The 25,290-nt window shown below is 26.1% G+C and carries 22 protein-coding genes and 1 pseudogene; 5 read left to right on the top strand and 18 right to left on the bottom strand.

The window, feature by feature from the left end:
- Positions 1 to 38 precede the first annotated feature (38 nt).
- Together I4V63_RS10575 and I4V63_RS10570 are read right to left on the bottom strand one after the other, a co-directional pair.
- The gene (locus I4V63_RS10575; protein ID WP_196001222.1) at positions 39 to 500 is read right to left on the bottom strand and encodes a hypothetical protein; all 462 of its coding nucleotides are present in this window, start codon (positions 498 to 500) and stop codon (positions 39 to 41) included.
- A 210-nt stretch (positions 501 to 710) separates the two neighbouring features.
- Positions 711 to 2,030 (bottom strand): extracellular solute-binding protein, encoded by a 1,320-nt coding sequence (locus I4V63_RS10570; protein WP_196001221.1) that lies wholly within the window; start codon positions 2,028 to 2,030, stop codon positions 711 to 713.
- 593 nt (positions 2,031 to 2,623) lie between these two features.
- Here I4V63_RS10570 and I4V63_RS10565 point away from each other — a divergent pair.
- Together I4V63_RS10565 and I4V63_RS10560 are read left to right on the top strand one after the other, a co-directional pair.
- Entirely contained in the window at positions 2,624 to 3,850 is a 1,227-nt protein-coding gene (locus I4V63_RS10565; protein ID WP_196001220.1) for a helix-turn-helix transcriptional regulator, read from the top strand.
- Positions 3,851 to 3,984: 134 nt separating this feature from the next.
- Complete coding sequence (locus I4V63_RS10560; RefSeq protein ID WP_196001219.1) at positions 3,985 to 4,416, top strand: hypothetical protein; 432 nt, start codon at positions 3,985 to 3,987, stop codon at positions 4,414 to 4,416.
- A gap of 73 nt (positions 4,417 to 4,489) precedes the next feature.
- Here I4V63_RS10560 and I4V63_RS10555 read toward each other — a convergent pair whose 3' ends face one another.
- Both I4V63_RS10555 and galU read right to left on the bottom strand, forming a co-directional pair.
- On the bottom strand, positions 4,490 to 5,770 hold the full coding sequence (locus I4V63_RS10555) for an HAD hydrolase family protein (protein WP_196001218.1): 1,281 nt from the start codon (positions 5,768 to 5,770) through the stop codon (positions 4,490 to 4,492).
- A 265-nt stretch (positions 5,771 to 6,035) separates the two neighbouring features.
- Entirely contained in the window at positions 6,036 to 6,899 is an 864-nt protein-coding gene (galU, locus tag I4V63_RS10550) for a UTP--glucose-1-phosphate uridylyltransferase GalU (protein WP_196001217.1), read from the bottom strand.
- Between the two features lie 661 nt (positions 6,900 to 7,560).
- On the opposite strand from galU, the gene I4V63_RS10540 reads away from it, so the two are divergent.
- A complete protein-coding gene (locus I4V63_RS10540; protein WP_196001216.1) occupies positions 7,561 to 9,444 on the top strand; it encodes a glycosyltransferase in 1,884 nt (627 codons plus the stop codon).
- Positions 9,445 to 9,808: 364 nt separating this feature from the next.
- Here I4V63_RS10540 and I4V63_RS10535 read toward each other — a convergent pair whose 3' ends face one another.
- The 4 genes and pseudogenes from I4V63_RS10535 to I4V63_RS15930 form a co-directional block, all read right to left on the bottom strand.
- Positions 9,809 to 11,875: a glycosyltransferase gene (locus I4V63_RS10535; protein ID WP_196001215.1), complete on the bottom strand. Its 2,067-nt coding sequence runs from the start codon at positions 11,873 to 11,875 to the stop codon at positions 9,809 to 9,811.
- A 14-nt stretch (positions 11,876 to 11,889) separates the two neighbouring features.
- A complete protein-coding gene (locus I4V63_RS10530) occupies positions 11,890 to 12,405 on the bottom strand; it encodes a GNAT family protein (RefSeq protein ID WP_196001214.1) in 516 nt (171 codons plus the stop codon).
- Between the two features lie 28 nt (positions 12,406 to 12,433).
- Positions 12,434 to 13,567 carry a dTDP-4-amino-4,6-dideoxygalactose transaminase gene (rffA, locus tag I4V63_RS10525; protein WP_196001213.1) on the bottom strand — a complete coding sequence of 378 codons (1,134 nt, stop codon included), beginning with the start codon at positions 13,565 to 13,567 and terminating at the stop codon, positions 12,434 to 12,436.
- A gap of 754 nt (positions 13,568 to 14,321) precedes the next feature.
- Positions 14,322 to 14,462: pseudogene (locus I4V63_RS15930) on the bottom strand (zinc-ribbon domain containing protein); the annotation flags it as partial.
- Positions 14,463 to 14,715: 253 nt separating this feature from the next.
- On the opposite strand from I4V63_RS15930, the gene I4V63_RS10515 reads away from it, so the two are divergent.
- Positions 14,716 to 15,210, top strand: a complete 495-nt coding sequence (locus I4V63_RS10515; RefSeq protein WP_196001211.1) for a DUF308 domain-containing protein — start codon at positions 14,716 to 14,718, stop codon at positions 15,208 to 15,210.
- A gap of 239 nt (positions 15,211 to 15,449) precedes the next feature.
- On the opposite strand, the gene I4V63_RS10510 is transcribed toward I4V63_RS10515, so the two are convergent.
- From I4V63_RS10510 to I4V63_RS10465, 10 genes are all read right to left on the bottom strand, one after another.
- Positions 15,450 to 16,070: a superoxide dismutase gene (locus tag I4V63_RS10510; RefSeq protein WP_196001210.1), complete on the bottom strand. Its 621-nt coding sequence runs from the start codon at positions 16,068 to 16,070 to the stop codon at positions 15,450 to 15,452.
- A 25-nt stretch (positions 16,071 to 16,095) separates the two neighbouring features.
- Positions 16,096 to 16,911, bottom strand: coding sequence for an alpha/beta hydrolase (locus I4V63_RS10505; RefSeq protein WP_196001209.1), 816 nt, complete (start codon positions 16,909 to 16,911; stop codon positions 16,096 to 16,098).
- A 186-nt stretch (positions 16,912 to 17,097) separates the two neighbouring features.
- Positions 17,098 to 17,619 carry a GrdB-related putative oxidoreductase gene (locus I4V63_RS10500; protein ID WP_196001208.1) on the bottom strand — a complete coding sequence of 174 codons (522 nt, stop codon included), beginning with the start codon at positions 17,617 to 17,619 and terminating at the stop codon, positions 17,098 to 17,100.
- A 2-nt stretch (positions 17,620 to 17,621) separates the two neighbouring features.
- On the bottom strand, positions 17,622 to 17,960 hold the full coding sequence (locus tag I4V63_RS10495) for a PTS lactose/cellobiose transporter subunit IIA (RefSeq protein WP_196001207.1): 339 nt from the start codon (positions 17,958 to 17,960) through the stop codon (positions 17,622 to 17,624).
- A gap of 14 nt (positions 17,961 to 17,974) precedes the next feature.
- Entirely contained in the window at positions 17,975 to 19,303 is a 1,329-nt protein-coding gene (gene celB / locus I4V63_RS10490; protein WP_196001206.1) for a PTS cellobiose transporter subunit IIC, read from the bottom strand.
- Between the two features lie 18 nt (positions 19,304 to 19,321).
- A complete protein-coding gene (locus I4V63_RS10485; RefSeq protein WP_196001205.1) occupies positions 19,322 to 19,642 on the bottom strand; it encodes a PTS sugar transporter subunit IIB in 321 nt (106 codons plus the stop codon).
- 37 nt (positions 19,643 to 19,679) lie between these two features.
- A complete protein-coding gene (locus tag I4V63_RS10480; protein ID WP_196001204.1) occupies positions 19,680 to 20,777 on the bottom strand; it encodes a MupG family TIM beta-alpha barrel fold protein in 1,098 nt (365 codons plus the stop codon).
- A gap of 358 nt (positions 20,778 to 21,135) precedes the next feature.
- Positions 21,136 to 22,050 (bottom strand): DUF2935 domain-containing protein, encoded by a 915-nt coding sequence (locus I4V63_RS10475; RefSeq protein WP_196001203.1) that lies wholly within the window; start codon positions 22,048 to 22,050, stop codon positions 21,136 to 21,138.
- 221 nt (positions 22,051 to 22,271) lie between these two features.
- On the bottom strand, positions 22,272 to 23,843 hold the full coding sequence (locus I4V63_RS10470; RefSeq protein WP_196001202.1) for a recombinase family protein: 1,572 nt from the start codon (positions 23,841 to 23,843) through the stop codon (positions 22,272 to 22,274).
- A gap of 1 nt (position 23,844) precedes the next feature.
- Entirely contained in the window at positions 23,845 to 24,042 is a 198-nt protein-coding gene (locus tag I4V63_RS10465) for a hypothetical protein (RefSeq protein WP_196001201.1), read from the bottom strand.
- 435 nt (positions 24,043 to 24,477) lie between these two features.
- Between I4V63_RS10465 and I4V63_RS10460 the strand changes: the two genes are divergently transcribed.
- Complete coding sequence (locus I4V63_RS10460) at positions 24,478 to 25,107, top strand: hypothetical protein (protein ID WP_196001200.1); 630 nt, start codon at positions 24,478 to 24,480, stop codon at positions 25,105 to 25,107.
- Positions 25,108 to 25,290 lie beyond the last annotated feature (183 nt).

Here is a 25,290-nt window from a genome sequence, read left to right as displayed (position 1 = left end):
TTTTTACCTCCTTTTATACCCTCTGAATAACTTCATAATTAAATACTTCTAACATTTCTAATACACTTCCCTAAGTAAATCATTGCAAAAATTAAAGCTAAATAACCAATTGCACTTCCGATAAAGAAAATTGAATAAAATTGTTCTCCTAAAAATGTTAATGCAAATGCACCTATTATAATTACAATCCATATTGCTACAAATAGCTTAGTGACTCTAAGTTTTGTAAAAGTAAAATAACAGTGAATAGCTATAGCCATTGGGGTTATTACTCTAATAAAGAATGTTGATATACATACATTTAAATATGTAGAAAATAATTCTTTTGTTGTTTGACTTAGCGCATCTTCTCCTAAATTACTAGTGGATAACCACATATTAAATAAATTTGTATCTTTAGCTTTAATTAACATCTCCATAGATGTCATCATTATAATTGCTGCACATATTGCTACAATTGTATAAAATGTACCTTTGGGCATTTCTATACTTTCTCTCATGTGGATCCTCCTACTAATATAATAAACAAATTTAAGCTAGTAGCATTTTTCTTTGGTCTTAAAGCTTTATTTACTCATTGATTGAAAGGGAAAATAAGTTATTTTTAATATTTAAGAAACTCCCGAAGGAGTTTCTATTTAAGCTTCAATTAACAACTACCGACTTAAATTAGTCATCTTAATATACTATTAAATTTATATTTAACTTTATTAATTAAAGTTAGACATCATACCATCAAATGAAGCTTTAACTTCTTTATATGCTTCTTCTGCATTTGCAGGATTCTTAGCTGACCATGATAATAAAGAGTTTTGCCATGTATCCCAAACTTGTCCATATTCACTGAATAGAGGTCTGTTTTCAGCTACTTCATAACTTTCGTAAGTTGCTTCTATAACTTTTAATTGTAATTCATCAATTCCTTCATAATCTGCAATTGTAGCATTTTCTAATACTTTACCAGTAGCATCGAATAATTCTTTAGCGTTATCTGGGTTAACTAATTCTTTTATAAATGCTTGTGCAACTTCCATTTTAGCTTCATCATCTTCACATCTTGCATTTATTCCAAGACCCCATCCACCTTTCCAGTGTTTTAATGGTTGTCCATTAAATGTGATTTTACTTAATGGAATGATTTCCATATTTTCAGCGCTTCCTACTAATTCACTAACTGAAGATGTTGCCCAAGGTCCATCGATCTTGATAACATCGCTTCCACCAGTTTTGAATTGTTCTTCTATATATCCACTAGCTGCATCTTTATCCCATAAAGATGTGTTATTTTCTTTGTGACCTTTCCAGTAGTTATATAATCCTTCAAATAATTTTTGTTGCTCTTCAGTTAAATCTGCCCATTCTTTAGTTCCATCACTTGTTAATTCTTTTGTTAATAATTCAAAATCAGCTGAATTTGTAAATGCAACTCCATACCAAGCATCGTGAACTGTAGTTAAAATTTGATTATATTCTAAATCTGTGAATTCTATATTTTGAGTTGTATCGATGTTTGCAGCTTTTGCATTTTCTAAATTAACATAACCAATTAATGTTTCTATGTTGTAAGGGAATGCTAAATATTCTCCATCAATATTAAAGTTTCCACCTAATCCTTCATCGAAATTAGTAAATCCTCCAACTTCCTCTGCCATTTCATCTGCAGGCATTGCAGCTAAAACTTGGTTTTTAGCTAAACCATATAATCTATCTGCAGGTAAAGCAAATACGTCTGCAACATCAGAGTTTGTTGCATCTGTTTGATCTAATACATCTAGGTGATCAAATGATCCTGTTTCAATTAATTCAATTGTTGCATTTGGATACTTTTCTACTATAGTATCTTTAACCTTTTCATAGTAAGACATCCAGTCTTTTTCAGCTTGCACCTTTAAAGTTACTTTTTCATTACTAGATGATGTAGCTGTATTATTTTCTTGTCCTTTTTTGCTATCCCCATTATCACTTGATCCACAAGCTACAAAGTTTAACGAAGTAGCTGCAACAAGTAATGTTACTAATAATTTTTTCATAATAATTCTCCTCCACTTTTACAAAAATCAATTTATTTAAAGTTAATATAACTTAAATACATATTTACAAATAAGTAATTTCAGAAACGATTTCAATTATTGAAAATGTTTTCATGAGTAATTCAAAGATAACTCTCTAGCTTGTTTACTATAAAAACTACTACAATACAAATATATTACAACATGAAACACTTTTAGGTATCGTTTCCAATAAAATTAAAAAATAAATTCCTAAAAAGGAATTGTTAATTTTTTTCATTTTTAAATATTATTTCTTTGTTTATGTTTACATTATATCTAATTCATAAATAATCGTCAATAATTAAAATAAAATATGTTATGTTAAATTTGGTATTATTTATATATATTTAAGCACCTTTTTTTTACAATGATTTCACACATTCCTCTCTTTTCACCTATTTAAGCCACTTCTAAGTCTAAAGCGTTAATCATAAAGTAGTAATTATTTCTTAATACCTTTGCAAGTGATACCCCAATTATAGTAAACTATAGTAAACCCAAATAAAAATACATTATATTATTAATTACTATAAATAAAAATTAATTTTAACTATGGTTGAGAGGATTAATAAATGATTGATAAATATGTAAATAGTAAAAAAATAATTGGATCTATAATTAAATTAAATCGAATCAATAAAAACATTAATCAAAAACAATTATCAAAGGGTATCTGTGTTCCTTCATATTTAAGCCGAATAGAAAATGGTGAATTATTACCAAGTGAAGATGTAATTTCAGTTATTTTTGATAGACTTGGTTTAAAATTTTATGATTCTGATGAATTTTTACAAAGAGGAAAAAAATACTTAAATGATTTTTTTACTAATTTGAATTATAATGAATTTGATTACACTAACAAATTATTCGATAATTTAGAAAAAGATGAAGATAAATATTTAGCCTCGCCTTTGATACTTGATTACTTCTTAGCAAAATTAGCGAGATATTCATCTACCCCAAACAGAGATAAGTTTGAGTATTCTCAAAATATGCTTTTATCATCCTTTGATTTGCTAACTTCTAAACAAAAACATATATATAATTTCTATGCAGGAATAGATATATTAATACTTTCTAATAATAAAATTCGTGGTAAAGAGCTCATTCAAGAAGCTTTATCACTTAAAGAAACTGGACATTGTTATTTTTGGCTATCATATGCATATAGAATTGAAAATAATCCGATTAAAGCTTACGATTCAATTAATAAAGCTTTAGACTTATATGTTGCTGAAGGTAATATTATAAGCATTATGTCTTCTTATGAAAAGATTGCAGAAGTTTATTTTATGTTGGATAATTATAGTGATGCTATTAATTATTTAGAAATTTCTTTGAATATGGCTAAAAAATTCAAAAACATTTATTTTATTGAACACCTTAACTCAATTATTGCTTGGGCTTATTATCGATTAAATGACTTCAATAAAGCACTTGAATATTTATCTTATAATAGCGGCATAATTGATCATAGATTAATAATTCCAGATAGCGTAATTGAATCTTTAATTTATTTTTCATTAGGCAATAAAGAATCTTTAAATAAAGCTATACTCAATTTAAATAATCCAAAAACTATTCAACACATTGGTGAATACAACTCTAAATTAATTTATGATTTATTTAAATTATTTATTGAAGATACTAATTATAATAAAAATCCATTGTGGGAGAATTTATTAAGCGAAATAAATACCAACATAATAAAACTAGTTGAATTGAAAAAAGTATTTACTGAACTATTAAAAAATTATTATATTATTAATAGACGTTATAAGGATGCATTATTTATATAGTTCTATTATTAAAGAAGGGACACCCCTTCTTTTTTTCTTTTTTTATAAATATGTTTTGTACAAAACCTATTTATAAATCATATATTTATATAATATGATATCTTCGTAAAAATCAATCTATGGGGGATATTAAGTTGCAAGATAAAAAAAAAGAAAATAGTTCTGAAGAATTAGATGAGTATTTTAAACAATTAGATATTAAATTTGCATCACTCGAAAAATTTGGTTCTTCTTTATTAGTAATTGGATATTTTTTATTCATTCATGGAGCTAACATAGATATTTTAGATAGTTTAGATATAAATAATACTGGAGAAACAGCTTCATCAGTCACTTTACTTGGAGCTGAGTTAATATTAGTTGGATATGCTATATTATTCATTGTTGCTTCTGACAGATTAGAAGAGAAGAAATTACAAAATGACTTATTATCACAAAATACTAATTTAACACCTTATGAAAACTTATATTATGCTTATTTTTTTTCAGTTATAATTAATATGCTTAGAGTACATGCCTTATCAGAAATTGATAAAGCTAATAAATCAAGTGAAACATTTGTATAAAATATTAAAAAGGATGTATAAATTTGCTTAGGTTAAATAGCAATTATTTATACATCCTTTTTTAAATAACTTTTTATTGTTTCTCCCAGAAATACGGTTCATATATCTTCTTTAAATTTTTAACCATCTCATTTGAATCATTTTTACCTATTATTACACCTGTTGATTCTTGAGTAGTTTCAAATCTAATTATTTTATCAACATCAACCATTTTTTTTATTTCATTTATCATATTTTCTTTATTAGCTTTTTTATTATATATTTTTATATATGAATACCCTTTAAAATCTTCCGATGGATACTTTAAAATCTTAAATCTATTTACATATCCTTTCAATTTTAATTCTTCATATATTTCATCTATTTTTTCACTTTTATCTATAGTCATTAAATAAGCTGCACCATACCTTTCTGGTAGTTCTTCTTTTATATAATTACGATATGGTGAATATCTCAATTCTTTATATATTGTCTCTTCAGCCTCATTTTTGAAATCTCCATAATATATTAATACTGAATCCTCAACCACTACATTAACAAAGCAATGTAAATCTCTATCATTAAATAAATTAATTAACTCTTTACTTTCTAAATAACTCATTTTATATAGTTTTAAACATCTATTGTTCTTTATATCAAATAGCATGGCTCCATCCATAGTTACAACTGGTAATTTTATTCTTATATCTTTTAACGCCTCTAATAAAGCTGCTGGTGTTCTCATTGTTTCTATTGTAAACTTTGCTCCATCATCTAGCATTTTATTTAATTCAATCTTACTATATGGTGTTAACGTTGATTGCATATTTAATAATACCTTGTCTAACTCAGATACAAATAAAACATTTTTATTTTTCTTTCGTGGAATTCTTGCTGTATTTATTATTAATGCTAAAATTATTCCAATCATTGTATCTAAAATTCTGTTTATAACAAATAAATATGGATTGGTATCAGTAAGATGATTTACTACTATACTCAAATATACAACACATGAAAAATATGAAGCATTTTTTTTATTAATTATAACCGTTGTATATATTACAGGTATTATTAGTATTGATATTAAAATATATCTTATTAATTCATTGTCTAATGGCAATAAATAAAACTCTATTAATATCACTATTAGTCCAAAAAACGCTCCTATAAATGTTCCTATTGTTCTTTGAATAGCATTAGCTTTTGCATTACTTGTATATGGCTGCATACACCATAATACCGATAATGCAGTGTAAAAAGGAGCCCCTTGTCTTCCTCTAATTAAATAAATAATAAATCCTAACAGTACTCCAATTGATGATTTAATAATACGCATTCCTATAGGTGGAAGTGCTGTTAACTTTTCCTTCATTATTTCCCTCCATCTTTTTTTATTTAAACTATAACATTTACTATTGCTTTAGACAATAAATAAGCAGATCTTTTAACTTCCATTTGCAATAATGAAAGCAAACTTAAAGAAGCTTGTACTGATATACAAAACTTTACCTCAAATAATTTTAATTGGATTAAACTTTGTGAAAAACTTGATATACTAATAAAATCAAAATATTATTTTAAATAATAAAAAAACCTATAGATTTAAAATTCAATATAAATCCATAGGTTTTTCATCTTTACCACTTATTTTTATTTAAATATTCTAAAAGCTTTTCTCTTAATTCTTCTCTTTTTAATGCAAATTCGATATTAGCTTGTAAAAAAGAAAATTTGTCACCTACATCATACCTTTTACCTTCAAATTCGTAGGCATACATTGCTTCTCTTGAAATTAAAGTTTGTAAAGCATCTGTTAATTGAATTTCATTTCCTTTTCCTGGTTTAGTATCTTCCAATATCTCAAATATTTGCGGAGTAATTATATACCTACCTAAAATTGCAATATTACTTGGCGCCTCTTCTAACGTAGGTTTTTCAATTACTCCCTTTACTTTATATACATTCCCTTCAATATATAATTCTTTTATTATTCCATATTTCATAACTTCATTTGCATCAACTCTTTGAACACCTAGTATTGATGTTTTATATTCATTAAAGCACGTCATCAATTGCTTTAAACATGGTACTTTACTATCTATAATATCATCACCTAACATTATAGCAAATGGTTCATCTCCTACAAAAGATTTAGCACAATGAATTGCATCCCCTAAACCTTTTGGTGCTTTTTGTCTTATATAATGAATATCCACCATATTAGATACATTTCTAACAATCTCTAATTCTTTTACTTTACCAGCCTTCTCTAATTCCATTTCTAATTCTATTGATTTATCAAATTGATCTTCTATTGATTTTTTATTTCTTCCTGTTATTATTAAAATTTCTTCAATTCCTGAATTCACAGCTTCTTCAACTATATATTGAATAGTTGGCTTATCAACTATTGGAAGCATTTCTTTCGGCTGTGCTTTTGTAGCAGGTAATAATCTAGTTCCTAATCCTGCCGCTGGTATTATAGCTTTCCTTACTTTCATCAATATCTCCTAATTTATTAATATTTTAATTATAAATTAATTCAATTTAGATATTTTTAGATAATACTTATCAGCTTTAAATTGATATTCCCTCTCTTTATTTATAAAGCATACTAAATCATTTTGTTTTTTCAACTATTCTACAGTCCCATCTATGGACCCATTGTCAACTACTATAATTTCAATAAAATTATTATCAGTAAATTTTCTAACACTCTCAATACATATTTTTGTACAAGCAATTTCGTTATAAGATAAAATAATTATACTTGTTTTTTCATATAATAATTATTAGGCTTATATTGATATTGTCTAATTTGATCTAAGATAGTACTATCAGCTACTATCATATATTTTACTCCAAAAAAATTAATCATTTATTTATATTATTTTTCATTTAAATATATTCCAAAAATTTATTTATTGATATATTTTTAAATACTTTTACATGTAAATAAAGTATTTGAAAGTTGCTTTAATATATAAAACAACGACTCGCGAAGGCTATAAATAATATAGATATTTTGAAGAAATATGTATGTATTGTCCTCATAAAGATAAGTGTCTTTGAGTTTTATTATTCCTTCTTGGATTAATAGTAGGAATCACTTAATTTATTACTTTCATACTATATACTATATATTTTTTTGGGAGGCATCGTATGGATAATAATTATATTATTAGTTTTATTTTTTGTGTTAATAATGATGTATTATTAGAAAATTCCTTACGTTTTATATCACAATTAACTATTCCTAAGGATTATAGTATTGAAATTATACAAATTAGAAACGCAAATTCTCTAGCAAGTGCATACAACGAAGGTATGAAAAAAGCAACTGGAAAATATAAAATATACCTACATCAAGATGTATATATAATTAATCCTAATTTTTTAAATAATATTATAGATATATTTACAGATAATCAAATAGGATTAATAGGTTTTGCTGGCTCTAAAGAAATTCCATCTTCACTAGTCTGGTGGGAAGCCTCAAACCTTTTTGGAGAATTATATGAAATAAGAAATTCTCATTTAACACTTCTCTCCTTCCAATCCCCTCAAAATAAATATGAAGAAGTTTCTCTATTAGATGGTTTTATTCTAATTACACAATTTGATATACCTTGGAGAGAAGATATTTTAGATGGTTGGCATTTCTATGACATTTCGCAATCACTTGAATTCTTAAAACAAAATAAAAAAATTGTAATACCTCAACAAAATACTCCTTGGATAATTCATGATTGTGGTGATGTTAGTACTGAAAACTATTATTTTTATAGAGACAAGGTCTTAGCTGAATACTTTACTCATTCATCATCAAATATTAATTCCTCTAATGATAACGATACAGGAACAAGTATAATAGTTTTAAGTTATAATAACTTAAATTACACTAAACAATGTATAGAAAGTATTAGAAAATATACCTCTAATGAAAACTATGAAATTATTGTTATAGATAATAATTCTAATGAAGAAACAAAAAATTGGTTAAAAAATCAATATGATATAAAACTTCAATTAAATACTTCTAATAGAGGCTTTCCCGGTGGCTGTAATGATGGTATAAAACTAGCTAATCCTAAAAATGATATTTTACTTTTAAATAATGACATTGTTGTTACTAGTAATTGGCTTACAAACTTAAGAACTGCCTTATATAGTAATGAAAATATAGGTGCTGTTAGTCCTATAACCAATTCCTCTTCATACTGGCAAAGTATACCTATTAATTATAAAACAATAGATGAAATGCAAGACTTTGCTTCTAAAATAAATATAAGTAATAAAGCTAATTGGGAAGAAAGGATTATGCTGGTTGGATATAGTATGCTTATTAAACGATCAGTTTTAAATAAAGTCGGATTACTTGATGAAATTTACTTCCCTGGAAATTTTGAGGATGATGACTATTGTTTAAGAATAATAACTGCAGGATATAAACTTCTCTTATGCAGAGATACATTTGTTCATCACTATGGTAGTGCTTCGTTTAGTGAAGATAGTTCCTATGGTAAAGTGCTAAAAGAAAATCAAGAAAAATTCGAAAAAAAATGGGGAATTGATATTAAAGAAGTTCATTTCAATTTAGCTTATTTAAACTTAGTTCCTGAAATAGAAAACTTAAAGATATTAGATGTATACGGAAATTGTGGTGTTAATGGTTTAATGCTTAAGTTTTATAGAAGAAATCTTGATTTTTATATTGGAGATAGCTCTAATGGTTCATATAAAATAGCCAATAAGCTATTTAAAACTTTTTCTATTGATAGCAATAATATTGATTTTGATTATATTTTAATAAATGATGGAGATAAATTTTTAACAGATGTTATGGCTAAAAACTTAGTTTTTAAAGCTTTAGAAACCGCTAAAAATATTGCTATATTTATTTCCTCAACCTTATATACTGATCCTAATGCAGAAAATGCAAATAATCTATCTTTATTCCATGACTACTTGATTAAATTTAACTTTATAATAAATAGCAAATTTTCTTATGGAGATAGTATAATTAATTTTTATATAAAAAAATAGGAATACAACAAATGTATTCCTATTTTAATATTATTTAGATACTTTAAATAAATTTTAATATACCTTTAAAAATTTTTTCCCTTATTGAGATACTGAATCCGAATAATTAATATAAGATAATAATCGTTGTTTTGCTAAAATATTAATAGAATAAATATAATCATATTTTTTTAAGATAAGAATAATATTTTACAATATACCTATGGTAATCAAATAATACTACAGTTTTTTTAAGTCAATAAATAAAAAATATTATAATATAAACTTTCTTAATCCAATATTATTAAAGAAAGGAGGAAATTAAAATACTTATATTGTATGTTAATTTCCTCCTTCAGCAATTAATTCACTCTTCAAAAAATTACTAGTGATTAAACAAAGCCCAATATAAATCATAATAATCAATTTTATCTTCTATATTAAGCTTATATATCAAATGCTCATCAACCGATTTATATATACCTTTTATATACTCACTAGTTCTTAAAACATTATTTTCTAATACAAATTCTTTCATTTGTTGTGCTTTAAGAACAATGCTATTTTCTTTATCATTTTCATATTCATTTATACAATCTATTATTTGCCCAATATTTTCAAAACTTAATAATTCTAATTCATCAAACATAGTATTTAATTTAGGATATATTTTGTTCTTAAACTTTATTACAGGCAACCCTCTTAACATAGCATCTAACTCTGAAGTAAAACTTCCCATACTAAAAACATCCAAATATAAATCAGACATTTGATAAAATTCTTCAATTTCATTTTGAACTCCTAAAACCAAAACTCGCTCTTCACTAATGTCTGAAAGCATTTTAAATTTCCCTTCATTTCTAGGTCCAATAATTATAAATACAGTATCTTTTGTATTTTTCAAAATACATTTTACAATTTCACAGTAATCTATATCATTTATACTATTAAATTTATGCTCAGTTGCTATTGTTAATATAACTTTCTTATTATCTCTAATATTATATCTTTTTCTTAATTCATATTTATTTAGTTCTCCAGGCTTTTTTAGTGGAATTGGTAAAATAGTACCTTCTCTTCTTCCTCTCCTATACTTAGTTATTTTACTTCCATACTCATTGCAATCAATTATTACATCTGCAATACTAGCTCCTATCCAAAAACAATGGTCAGCATGATTTAATAATAAAACAGGGGGACCTCCTTTAACTCCAAATGCAATTAATGCAATTGGATCATACATATGAATATGAAGTACTACTATATCAGCATTCTTGTATGCATATTCTCTTAGGATAGTAGCTCTCTCCATAAATTTATCATTATTATTTAAACTTTTAACGCTACCTCCACTGTTTAACACAGAGTTTACTAACCAAGCTGGTAATGTTATATCTTGCCACGTTGTTATTACACTATGAATAGAATCTGTATCACTTTCTATCCAATGCTTTACAAGTCTAGTATGTCCTCCAGTAGAATATCCCTCGCTCAATACATGTAGTACTCTTCTCTTGGCAAATTTATTCTCTATCCTATTTAGACTCTTACTATTTATACTATCTGCACATTTTTGTAGTGCTTCCTCAATCTTTTGACTTGCAAAAATACCAGCATGCTTCAAAAAAGTTTCTTTACTTACTTCATATATTAAATTTGCTACAATATCATATCTTTTTATATCTAAATTTTGATTTATCCATTCAATATATTCTTCATATCTATTTCTATTTTCATTTATAATATTCATAGCATTTTCAGTATTAAAATTAAATAAATTATCTTTATTAAGATCTATTAATTCATAACTTTTTAAAAATATCTTTTGATAATAATTAACTTTTTCTTCATCTATTTTTTCTATATCTTTTTTTAGACACCATTTATTTACTTGTTTAGGTATTACAATATCATATCCACCTTTAGCAATTTCTAAGCATTGAGATTCATAAAGAAAGTATTTATCATTAAATAAATCTTCTCTCCACTTAAAATCATATTGAGTTGCCATAATACTCCCGTCTATTACTTGAACATTCTCATATTCAGCTTTGGGTTTTATAAATGAATTTAGTTGTACATTTTCATTAAATACTTCATAAAACTCCCCATATTTAGACTTTGACTCCCACCACTTTCCACTAACAGGTAATTGCTTTGCTCCTGCGATACCTAAAACTCCTATACTTTTATTTAAAAATAAGCTTAACATATCTTCAATAAAGTGTGAATTTAATATTATTGTATTTCCATTTATATATACTTTATATTTTGAATCATTTTCACTAATAACTTGATTATAAAAATTTGCTCTATTTTTTATATTATACTTTTCTATAATTTCTATATCATATCCTATTGGAACATATAAATTTTTAATAAAAAATATACATTCCTTAGCCTTAATTTGATCCTCTCCTATAACTATAAAACATATACTTTTATTATTCATATACCATCCTTTCCTTAAGAATTAATGATGCTCATAATAACAACATCATAAAACTTTCCTTTTATAAATATATCATCTTTCAAGATACCTTCTTGCCTAAAACCAGCCTTATAATAGCTTTTTTTCGCTTGATCATTATGATCAAATACTCTTAAATATATTCTATGCAGCTTTAAGTTTTGAAAAGCATAATTACATATTAATACTGCTGCTTCAGTTCCAAACCCTTTTCCCCTTTCAGAGTCCGCCCCAATAAATATTCCGAATTCTGCTTTACTATTTTTTTTATCAATGTCTTTTAAAAATACTGTTCCAATATCCTTGTTCAGTTTATTACTTACAATAATGAACTGAATAACTTTACCTTTATTCACATTATTTTTTATCCATGAATAATGTGTCTTTTCATTCAAATCTTCTTGTATAAAAAAATTCTTTTTTACATTTAAATTATTTCTCCATTTTATTATATTTTTAGTATCACTAATTTCCATTTTTCTCAAGCTAATGTTATCTCCGATTATATCCATTGTATATTCTCCTAAAAAAAATTAATTTTTATTGATTATAAAACGCTTTTATCTTATCTACTATATATTCTAAAGATTCTTGCTTTAATCCATAATACATTGGTAATCTTAACAACCTTTCACTTTCTTTAGTAGTATAAATATCTTGCCCATTAAACCTTCCAAGCTTAACCCCAGCCTCAGATGAATGTAATGGTACATAATGAAATACAGCTAAAATACCATTTTCTTTTAAATACTTTATTAACCTAGTTCTTTCATCTAAATCCTTAGTTTTAATATAAAACATATGTCCATTATGCTCACATTCTTTAGGAATATAAGGAAGTTCTATATATTTATTTTCCTCTAGCTCTTTCATGCCATTGTAATAAATATTCCATGACTTTAATCTATCATCATTAATTTTCTTTGCTATTTCTAATTGTGCGTATAAATATGCTGCATTTAACTCACTTGGTAAATATGAAGAGCCTATATCTACCCAACTGTATTTAGCTATTTCACCTCTAAAAAATTTACTTCTATTAGTTCCTTTTTCTCTTATTATTTCTGCATTTTCTATATACTTATTATCTCTTATTACAATTGCACCTCCTTCTCCCATAACATAATTTTTAGTTTCATGAAAACTATAACATCCAAAATCACCTATACTTCCTAGCGCTTTTCCTTTATATTTTGCCATTACTCCCTGTGCTGCATCTTCAACAACATATAAATTATACTTTTTGCCAATACTCATTATCTTGTCCATTTCACAAGATACCCCTGCATAGTGAACAGCAATTATCGCCTTTGTCTTATTAGTAATAGCCTTTTCAATTAAATTTTCATCTATATTCATAGTGTCTGGCCTTATATCAACAAAAACTATCTTTGCACCTCTTAAAATAAATGCATTTACAGTTGATACAAATGTATATGATGGTGCAATAATCTCATCTCCATCTTTAATATCACATAATATTGCTGCCATTTCTAATGCATGGGTACATGATGTAGTTAATAGTACTTTATTCAACTTAAAATTATCTTCAAGCCACTTACTGCACCTTTTAGTAAATACCCCATCTCCACTGAGTTTTTTATAACTTTCAATGGATTCCTTTATATATTTCTCTCCTTCCTCGATAATAGGAATTTCATTAAAATTGATCATTTCTTTTCTCCTATACGATTCTTAAAATTCTTATAATAATATATTCAAATACTTATAAGATGTTATATAAACCTCCTAAAAGTTATTTTTATAAAACATTAAGAGAAAAAATATATTCATTTAAGAAATATCCATATATAACTTTTATTTAATTTATTCCTACTTGAATTACCTTAGCCATTGATTTTAAGCATTATTTCATAATTAATTATAAAAAAAATATCTACAGTATATTCAAAAATCAATTTTCAAATATACTATAGATACTTTTTTATTGTCTATTATAATAATTAATTCCTTCACTAGGTCTAAAATAAGTTCTTATATATCCATCAGATGATACAAAAACAATCTCATTCTTACTTTCATCATAATAAATTTCGTCATTATCTTCAGCTTCTAACTTATGTAAAGATGATGCAGAATTAATAACTTTATTTGCTCCGTTTAAGTACTCCTCCTTAGTAGAGTATCCAAACTCACTTCCATGCTTCAAGAAATGATCTTGCCATAGACTTTCATTTCTAAATTCAAGAGATACATTGCTAGTTTGCTCATTTTGAGTTGTATTAAATATTTCACCCCAATTAGGATTTATGTTAAATACCTTACCAACAAGTAAAAGTATAATAACTAATCCTGCGGCTATAACACTTCCAAATGTATATCTCTTTTTATTATTCTTCTTATTATCTCTTCCATTATTACTGTAACTATTAATTTCTTGCTTATTATTTATATTATCTTTATTTATATTATTGTTATTATTTTTATTTTTCTTTCTACACTCACTACATCTTTTGGGAATGTCTAAACCCTTACTCTTATAAAAATTAACTTCTGAATCAGTAAGAGTAAAATCTCTTCCACACTGTTTACATGTTTTCTTTATCACACCATACCTCCATTTAACATTTTACTTTCTTATTCCTACAATATAGACCTTATTATATTATAAGTGTGCTTTCTTAACATAATATATATTCTATTAAACTAATATTATCATAAAATAAAATAATTGCAAAAGAGGTTATTTTCCTTACTACTTTTATAATTATATTTAAATAGAAAATTTTATATATAATATTATAAATTTATCACAAACTAAAGATGTATTTCATAATCAAACATTTAAAGGAGTGATATTTTTGAAAAAATTCTTAGAATATCTATTTATTGTTGAAGGAATCCTATTTGGAATAATAGGTATTTTATTTTTCATTAATCCTTTTAGTACATTTTCAAGTTTCATTAATATTTGTGGAGTATTAATAATAGTAGCTGGGATATTTGCAATTATTAGATCATTTACCTCTCTAAATAATGTTTTTTTAATTGTAAATGGAATAATTTCAATCTTATTTGGATTACTTCTTTGTTTCTCACCTACAGAAACCCTTGATACAATTGCATTATTTTTTGGTTTATGGGCACTTATTAGAGGAATTTATTTATTCATTATGGCAATTAAATATAAAAATTTAGGATTTAACTTTCATACAATATACATAATCCTTTTATTTATTTTAGGATTACTAATATTATTTAATCCATTTATAGCAATATTAGCTACACCTTATATTATAGGGATTTTCTTTATAGTTACAGCTATTTGTGAAATTTATTTGGGATTTAAAATTTAATTATGTACTTTCACTAAAAATTTTTTAATAGTAAAAGAAGCTAGATATTATCTAACTTCTTTTACTATTTTTATTATTTAATTGAACCATTTATCTGGTGATTTATTAAAATGATGTGGTAAAAACTCTGTAACTTTATAATATTGTATCCCATGAATTTTAAATACTTCTTTAATTTTATTATTCACTATTAATTTGTTAATAAATCTAAATAGTCTTATACCATGATATTATGCCCATTACTTAGAACACTCTTTTAAATATATTTCCTCTATCTTACTCCAATCTATCACATTCCATATATTTTTTACGTATTGAGCTCTTAAGTTCTTATATTTTAAATAATATGCATGCTCCCAAACATCTATTGTTAATATAGGTCTCATTTTAAACATCAATGGTGAATCTTGGTTTGATGTTGATATCACATCAAGCTCTCCCTTTTTATCTATAACAAGCCATCCATAACCAGATCCAAATTGATTTATCGCCTTATTTGATACTTCCTCTTTCAATGTACTTAAATCTCCAAATCTTCTATTTATCTCATTTAATAATTCCCCAGTTGGATGTTTTTTAGGTTTATTACCTAAAATAGAAAAATAAAGATTGTGATTTGCTACTCCACCACCTTGTTTTATTACATCTTTTCTTATCTCTATAGGAGTTTCTTCAATATTAAAAAGTATCTCCTCTAATGTTTTTTCATCAGTAAATTTTTCATATCCTTCTAGTACCTTATTTAATTTATCAACATATCCCTGTAAATGCTTTGTATAATGTATACATACTGTTTCTGTATCAATATATGGTTCTAATTGGTCAAATTTATATTGTAATGGTAACTTGTCATATTTCATTCTATATATCCCCCTATTTAATAATCTATCTCACAATAAACTTAACTAATTCCTGATTAAATTTCTGTCTCTCATCATAAAATGTAGCATGTCCACTATTCATGAATTTCACTAATTTACTGTTCTTTATTAATTTTTTTTGCTCCAAAGCCAAAGGAAATAAACAAACTTTATCATGTATACCATGCAAAATTAATGTTTCAATATCTATCTTTTTCATATCATCAAATAATTCTTCTTCATCTAACCAAGTATTAGCAACCTTTGCTGTTGACCAACCAGCAGCTTGTAACCCTAATTGAAAGAACCATTCCATAAGGGGTTTGCTAACTTTTTTATAAAAAAATATCTCTCCAAACTTTTTTAACATCTTAGGCCTGTCACTATATGTTCCTTCTATTATTTCTTCAACAACTTCTCTACTTATTCCATATGGGAAATATGAACGTTTAATAAGGCTTGGAGCTGCTGCTCCACAAAGAATTAGTTTATCTACTCCTTTACCATTATTTCTTGCCATATACCTTATGGCTATAGCACCTCCTGTTGAATGACCTAGTAATATAAAATTATCTAAGCATAATACATCCACCACTGCCTTTACATCATCACTTAATGTATCATAATCATATCCACACACAGGCCTATCAGATTTTCCAAACCCTCTTTGATCTATTCCAATACATCTATAACCTTTCTCAACTAAATAATCATATTGATATTCAAACAATTCATGACTTCCTGGCCATCCATGTAAAAAAACAATAGCCTTATCAGCCTTTTCATTAAGATCTTCTACATATACTTTAACATTTGATTCAACCTTAACATAATAGCCCATTTTTATACTCCATTAAATTTAATACTTATTATAGGGTATTCTTAAAATATTTAATTGTTATTATAAATGTATTATATATTTATATAATCTGAATCAAAATATATGACACTTTCTTAGAAGTCCGAAAAAAATACTAGGTTTTAACCTAGTATTTTTTCTTTTTAGCTATTTTTAATATTTACATGTTTAAAAGCAAACTTTATTCTTAATATCATCTAGTTCTACACAATCTACTAATCTTTTAGCAACTGTACATATATTCTTTAGTGAATCGCTTAATCCACCCTGACCTTTTCTTGGTGTCTTAACAATTACAACTTTATCTTTGTACATTTCTATTATTTCAGCATTATCTATTGAAACTGCCGCTAAAGCTTTCGTATTAGTTGTTGTTATAATATCATAAGCTACCTTCGCGCACATAGAGGCAGATTCTGCATAACTTACTGATGGTCCACATATTACAAAGTCTGGCTTTAACTTATTAATCATAGCACAAAATTTACGACTAACCTCATTGGGATTTTCAAGATAAGTTCCAGCTCCGCAATAAAGTGTTGCAACTATATTAGCACCTATTTCACTTAAATAAGGTTTCATAATTACTGCCGGGCCTATTATTTCCTTAGTGCCTGTGAGTGGAACCATCTTATCATTTTTTGTTCCATACCCAGATTGTACTTGATCTAATATCATTATAACTTTCATAATTAATTTACACCTTTTATTTTTTTCTCAAGATTGTTAATTCTTTTATAACTTTCTATTAGTTCTTCAGCTATAATCTTAAATCCTTCTGCACTCATGAGCTGATCCTCTGCATGCATTAATAAAACTGATGTATTTATAGACATATTACTTCCTTCTTTCTTAAAGAGCTCTAAATGAAGTTCATGTCCTTTTAAAAATTGTTCCTTACCACTTATCATAGATTCTTCTGCCCCTTGAAAATCTTCTTCTCTTGCTTTACTAATTGCTTCAATATAACTTGATCTTGCTAATCCTACATTAGAAATAATCTGTAAACAAAGCATTTCTAAATTTTCCATACTATTCATTCCTCCTATAGATCATCAAATGATAAATCATCAAGTGAAATATCATCATCCGAATTATCATTTTCCTTTAGTTCGTCATTTTGATATTGCTTGTCCATCATTCTTACAAATGGCATATAGATAAATATACCTAATATTACAAGAATTAATTGAAGAACAGCTCCCCTCCAGCCAGTTGTTAAAAATCCTGATATAATAACTGGAGTTGTCCACGGCATACTTATTCCACTAGTAAATGGAACTAAACCACTAACCATTGAAAAATATGATATTAAAATATTTATAAGTGGTGTTAATAAAAACGGAATTAAAATTGTTGGATTTAATACTATAGGTAATCCAAATATAACAGGTTCATTTATTCCAAATAAAGCAGGTATAACTGAAATCTTACTTAAATTTTTAATACGTTTTGATTTACAAACAATAATCATTGCAATTAACATAGATAACGTTGATCCTGCTCCTCCGAATGTAGTAAATAAATCATAAAATTGTTGATTTATTACATTTGGCAGAGTAGCTCCCGCTTGAAAAGCTGCTAAATTTTCAATTGAAAGAGGAGTTAATATTGGCTGCATTATACTACCAACAATAGATCCTCCATTTATTCCAAAGAACCAGAAGAAATGTTGGAATCCCATTGCAACTAATACTGCACCTAATGTATTCCCTAACACTAAAAGTGGTTGTTGTAAAAATCTAAATATAAACTCAAAAGCATTGCCATATGGTGTAAGTGCTAATAAACTATTAATTAAAAAGAATACACCTAACACTACTGCTGAAGGAATTAAGGCTGCAAATGATTGAGTAACTGCTGGTGGAACCCCCTTAGGCATTTTAATTACCCACCCTTTTTTAATTACCCATGCATATATATGAACTGATACAAATGCAGTTATTATTCCTATAAATATTCCTTTAGATCCAATCCAATCTAATGGAATTCCTGATAAAGTTGTACTACCATCTGAAACTTTATATGGCATTAATATAAACCAAGATACTAATGCAACAGCAGCTCCTGATAATTTATCTACCTTTAATTCTCTTGAAAAAGAATATGCAATTCCTACTACTGCTAAAATAGCCATAATATCGAATGTTGCATTTGTTGGCTTTGCCATATAAGCTGTCCAGTTTTCCCCAAAAAATCTCGCCCAGAACTCTGTCCAATTTTTAATTGGAAAATTTGCAATAAGTAAGAAAAATGATCCTATAATTAATAATGGTGTTGTAAGTAAAAAACCATCCCTAATAGAAGTTAAATATTTATTTTTCCCTATTTTTTCGGCAAGAGGTATAAAAATTGCCTCCAGTTTATTCATCATTAATAACTTCCTCACCTTCTATTTATTGTTTTTTATAAGTTTTATCGCATGTTTCAGTATTTTTTCTCCATTCATCATTCCGTAATCATCTGAATTAATTACTTCAATTGGAATCCCCTTATTTTCATAACGACTTACAATTTCTTTGTATCTATATTTCACTTGAGGACCTAGTAAAATTACATCTGGATTTTTTTCTTCAACTATTTCATCTATTTTACTATCAGAAAAAGCCTTAACTTCTAATGGAAGCTTATGTGAATCAGCAACATTTTGCATAATATTAGCTAACATACTTGTTGACATTCCTGCACTACAAAATAAATATATTCTTTTCATATAATTCTCTCACTCTCTTTCATATATCTATTAATATTTATAAACTCTTCTTGAAAGTAAATATTTTTCTTGGTTCCATATAATCAAGTAAAAATAATTCTTCCTTAGGTATATGCCCAATTACATTTTTTCTCCCATCATTAGGCATATCTTTCAATACAATATGAAGCTCACCTTTATATCTTGAATATTCATCATTTAATATAACAACGTCTCCTCTTTTCATATCAACGGCATTTGCTTTTGGAATACTTTCACTAGCAAATGTTACTCTTGGAGCACTAGAACGAGCCATATATTCACTAACATATCCTCTATTAGCGTGATTTTGCTTATAATATAAAATTCCATACTCCACTGAAGTTAATTCTTTATCTAACTCAATTCCGAATGTTAAAATACCTGGATTAATATTTGCACATTCCTTTAATTCTTTTTCTGAAGCATAAGCATTTCCTATCATAACATCATCAATCATCCTAGTAGCAAATAGATGTCTTACTTGTAAATCTATAGGTAAATCACGATGCATTTCTAATGTACATAGACCTTCCTTTACTGGCCAAGGTCCAAAAGTATCAATGTTATTGCTTGATACAAAGGCTGCTGTATGAAGCCCATAATCTTTCATTGCTTTATTACAATTATTAAAGTGTTCTAAACTTAGCCCTGTATATCTTTGTGGGTAAAAATTATGACAAGTTATAATTTTATCCTTGTTTGGAAAATTGCTCATTACATTATCTAAGTAACCACTCCCTGAACTTGCATTTAACTCTATTTTTAATCCACCTTCGTTATATGTCATAAGACTTTCTTTTAACCCATCAAAGCCTTCATCTAAGCGTATTCCATCTGCATTGATCTCGCTAAATAAAGATAAATCATCATAAGATACATTTAAATCTTTAAATACCCTTGGATTAACATCAAGTATTACTTCCATTCCCTCTTCATGCGCAACATCAATTAGCTCCTTAAATTCTGCTATTAATTCTGATTTTGTTTTTTTACCTATACTTAATAAACATGTAAATACTCTCTTAAACCCATATTTACCAGCCAAACGAATGTATTCAATATCCTTTTCCTTTATTGAATGTTCTGGATATATAGAAATTCCAAGTCGTGTCATTTAAAATTCCTCCTTATTTCCATACTTCTTCTTTTTTAAAAAAACATTATTTTAACCTCTATATAACTTTTTTACCTTCATATCATTGTTTTTTAATTAAAATAAGTAATCATAAACATATTGTTGTTTTAAGAAAGCGCTTTCCTAAATACATATAAATTATAGTTTATAACTGTTTACGTTAACATAGAATTATAGCGCTGAAATATGTCATAATGTTTCCAAAAAAAAGAGATAAAGAAGATAAAAATATAAATTTTATAGAAAAACTCATAAAAAAAAGGCTAGCTTTCACTAGCCCTATAACATAAATATTACACTACCTTAATTTTCTACTAATCTTTAAATATTACTATCCTTATACACCTTTGCACTCATTTAATAATCGTATATAATGATTTGCTTCTCTTAATACATGGTCAGCAAGCAATGGCAATATTATAGATTTTATCTTGCAGTCAACTATCCCCTTTGCGCCCGCTTTCTTAAAATCTCTTAATTTAATAGTTTCCATTAATGTATCACTTGTAATGCTATGCATCGTCATCTCAGTAGAATTATCAGCTTTTTGAATTAATTCACTAAACTCATTTGCAAATTTATTTGAAGTACTTATTAATTCATCTTCACTTGGATCAAGTAAGCCTCTAATAAATAAAGAATGCTCCATCATAATTTGATCCCAAAACAACTCAATTTTCTTAGTATTCCCTTTATTTATATTATTATCTAATTCAAGTTCTTTTATATATGAACGATATAATTTTGCTTCTCGTATTATATGTTCTATAAGTAATGGATAGTTTACTGTAAATAGCTTACAACATAACATTCCATCTAAAATTCTCATTTTAAGATCTATTAGCCCATCTACTAATTTTATGGCTCTAGCATTAAGCTGTCTTATATTGTTTGCTATTTTACCGTCAATACTATTTGTAGTTTTACACTCTAACTTTTCTTCCATCAGTGTTATGTTATGATTAATATCTATTCCTGTATAATACTTTGTCTTTTTCTCAGTTTCTAATGTATACTCAGTAAAAATTTCACCCGAATCGATTACCGAATCTCTAATCCTTCCATTACTCAATTTAACTGTGTCTAATAAAAGTTTTTCAAAAGCAATCTTATAATGTTCTGCCTCTTTAGAAAGTTTTGTATTTTTAGGTGTAAATCCAGCCTCTAAAAATAATGAATGTTCTTTCATAATTCGTCCAAAAAAAAGATGCAATTCTAATGATGATGTAATATATTCTTGTCTACTTATCATAGTTATCCCCCATATAAGTTTTTTATATTATACTCTTTTTAAATAAATTATGTTCTTAATTGTATTAATTTATATTCATTACTAGCAATATACATTATATTTTAAGTTTATCTATAAATAAAAAAGAGCTAGCTTTTACACTAACTCTTACTATAAATATACTATACAACTTTAGTAGTCCCTCTTTCACACCTTTAAGAAGTATATGAAGCTAAAAAAATTTAGTCTAATTTATATGCTGCAACTAAATCATTTTTACCACCAACAACAATTTTATCAACCTTATCTAACCATTCAGTTCTAGTTAATTCTTTCCCTGGTATTTGTTGTCCTTCTTTTTTAAGTGCAATTATTTTATTATTTAATTCTCTAATATATTTATCTTTATCATTCTTTTTAACTTCTAAAGATACAATATTATTTTCTATTGTAATTATCTCCGCTTCAATACCTTCTATTTTAGCTTTAATAATATCTTGCATAGTTTTACTTGTTGTACTTACAAAACTGTCTATAAGTGTTTCTAATGATTTTTTACATGTATCTAATTTATCATTTTCAACCTTTATTAAATCATTAACCATATCTACATTTTCAGAATTTACTTTTGATAATTCTTTCTTTAATTTAATCATCTTTAAATTAATCTGCAATTGTATATTTTTATAATATACCCTTCTTTGCTCTTCAATAAAATTATCTAACGTTTCAACATTGATGTTTTCGGATTGACAATATTTTTTAGTATACTTTTTTTTCTTGGAACAAATCAAATAGTGTTTCCCTTGTGGTTTATCAATAATTCTTTTTTCAACTGCTCTTATATAAGTACCACCACAACACTTACATACTACTTTACCCCTAGTATCGTATTTTCTTGAATTAGTTCCTTTATTACCATGTAGACATCTTTCAGCTTGTGCCTTTTGTACTGCTTCCCATAATTCAATACTTATTAAAGGTTCAATTCTTTCATTCTCCATAACAACCCAATTTTCTTTTCTAACATATTTAACTTTGCTTTCTGTAAACAAATTTTCGCTGCTAAATTTATTTCTAACATTAAAACCTTTATATTTAGGATTAGCGACTAATGTTCTTATAGTGCTATCACTCCACAAATTACCTTTCTTAGTTCTATATCCAGCTTCATTTACAATTTGTGCAGTCCTTTTTAATCCATATTCTAAAGAAGTTTCAAAAATAAATTTTACTGCTTTTGCTTCTTCTGGATTTGCTATTAATGAATTTGTTTCCTTATCAAAATCCCAACCAAAAATACTATTATTTCTTATTTTATTTTGCATTATAGTAGTTTTATTACCTCTTTTAGTTCTTTTAGAAGTTTCAGCAACTTCATTTTCTGCCATAGCAAAAAACATTTGTAATAATATCATATCACTTGGATTATTACTATCCTTCTGAACATCTAAAAATTTAACATTAACTTTCTTATAATCCCATAAAACTCTTAATATATCTATAATTGCAATATTTCTAGCAAATCTTGATGTATTTAACACTATTATTTCATTAAATAAAGGTTCCCTATATTCATCTACTTCAAACGTTAATCTGTTATCTTTTAATATTTTTTCATTTAATCCTGCATCATATAAAAGTTCCTTAAAGCCTTTTCTTTTAAAGCTTGTACCAGTTCCAACATCACTATACATTAATATTTCATTTTCCTCATATGTTTTTTGTAATAGTTCCCTTTGTTGATTTAAACTCTTTAACTGGTCTTGCTTATCACTTGAAACCCTTATATAACAAGCTATATTATTATTCATATTAAGCCACCGCCATTTCATTATGTTTTATATACTTTAGAATTTCTTTTAAAACTTCTATTTGATATAAATCATTAATGGTGGTTAATGCTTCTTTTATAGTTAATACTATTTCATTATAACTACTTTCCTCTAATATTAAAACACCGCAATTATAAATTTTGATTAACCCATCATTTTCCACAATATCAATTTTCATTTCAAACTATCTCCTTTTTAATTAAAACACCAATTATTTAATTGGCTCTTTGGGTTTTAGGAGCAAACCCAATCGAATTATTTTGCACCCCCTTAAAAATGCCTTATATTTATATTTTATAATTAAGATTTGAATAAGTTCATTCATGAAAATATGTAATTTATACCTTTTGTATTTATATTAAATAATTAATATTAAATATTTTGATACCGCCAAATTGGCGTTTTCCAAAACTGCTATAATAAAATATCAATTTTATTTTAGGTTTTATTATAATAAATTCTATAGTTTAAAATTTTCACTTTTAATAAAATACTCTACTGAACGAATAGCTTCGTTTAGTAAAGTTGGTATACTAAAAAATATATTTTGTTTATTCGTAGTTAATTTGCATATATAATAATATTTATAAAAATATTTAAGGAGTATTAAGAAATGATTTTTAATATATTTAATAAATTTAAATCTAATAAAATTGGTGGAGATATAGCATATTATAATCTTGAAGAATGGTGGTCAAATGATTTCTCTGAAGAAGAAAGAACTATAATTAGAGAAATTTATAAACCTTTTGGTGCTGGTGATGATTTTGTTATTGATAAAGGTGAAATTTATAAATCATCAGCGAGCAAACTACATTTTCTTTGCTTTTTAATTGGCGCTTTTACATCTTATGAAAATTTTTATATTGGAGAAAAAATATTAAAAAAAGCTGAAAGCATAATAAATGATGAAGACGATATTTTAAATGTTCACTTTACATATCATCATGGAATAAAATTATATTATAGTAATAGAGATAAAATAGATGGGGCATTAGATAAATCTATTGAATACTGCAAAAAACAAATTAATATATCATCTAAAGTTAAAGAAGTTTATATTGCTAAACAAGAATTTTTACCTAATCATGTAGGATATAAGCAATTAGCAATTATATATGAAAAAAAAGGAGAATTATTAAATGCTTTAAAAATAACTCAACAAGCTTTTTCAGAGGGTTGGAATGATGATAGCAAAAAGCGTATTGATAGATTAGAAAAGAAAATATCAAAATTAAATTAAAATAAAAAAAATGCGGTGCTATAAATCTATATTTCTATAAACTTATAACACCGCTATATTATAATAATTTATTTATACTACTTTCTTTATCTTCTAAAGTTCCCCATGCTCCTATAAAAATTTCTTTGTGCTGGGGTAAATTACAAATCATTGTTAACATTAATTTATAAAACTTTAAAACTG

This window comes from Clostridium sp. 1001271B_151109_B4 (assembly GCF_015670405.1).
Taxonomy (GTDB): Bacteria; Bacillota; Clostridia; order Clostridiales; family Clostridiaceae; genus Clostridium.
Note: the sequence above shows the minus strand (reverse complement) of the source record. Positions and strands in the feature narration are given on the sequence as shown.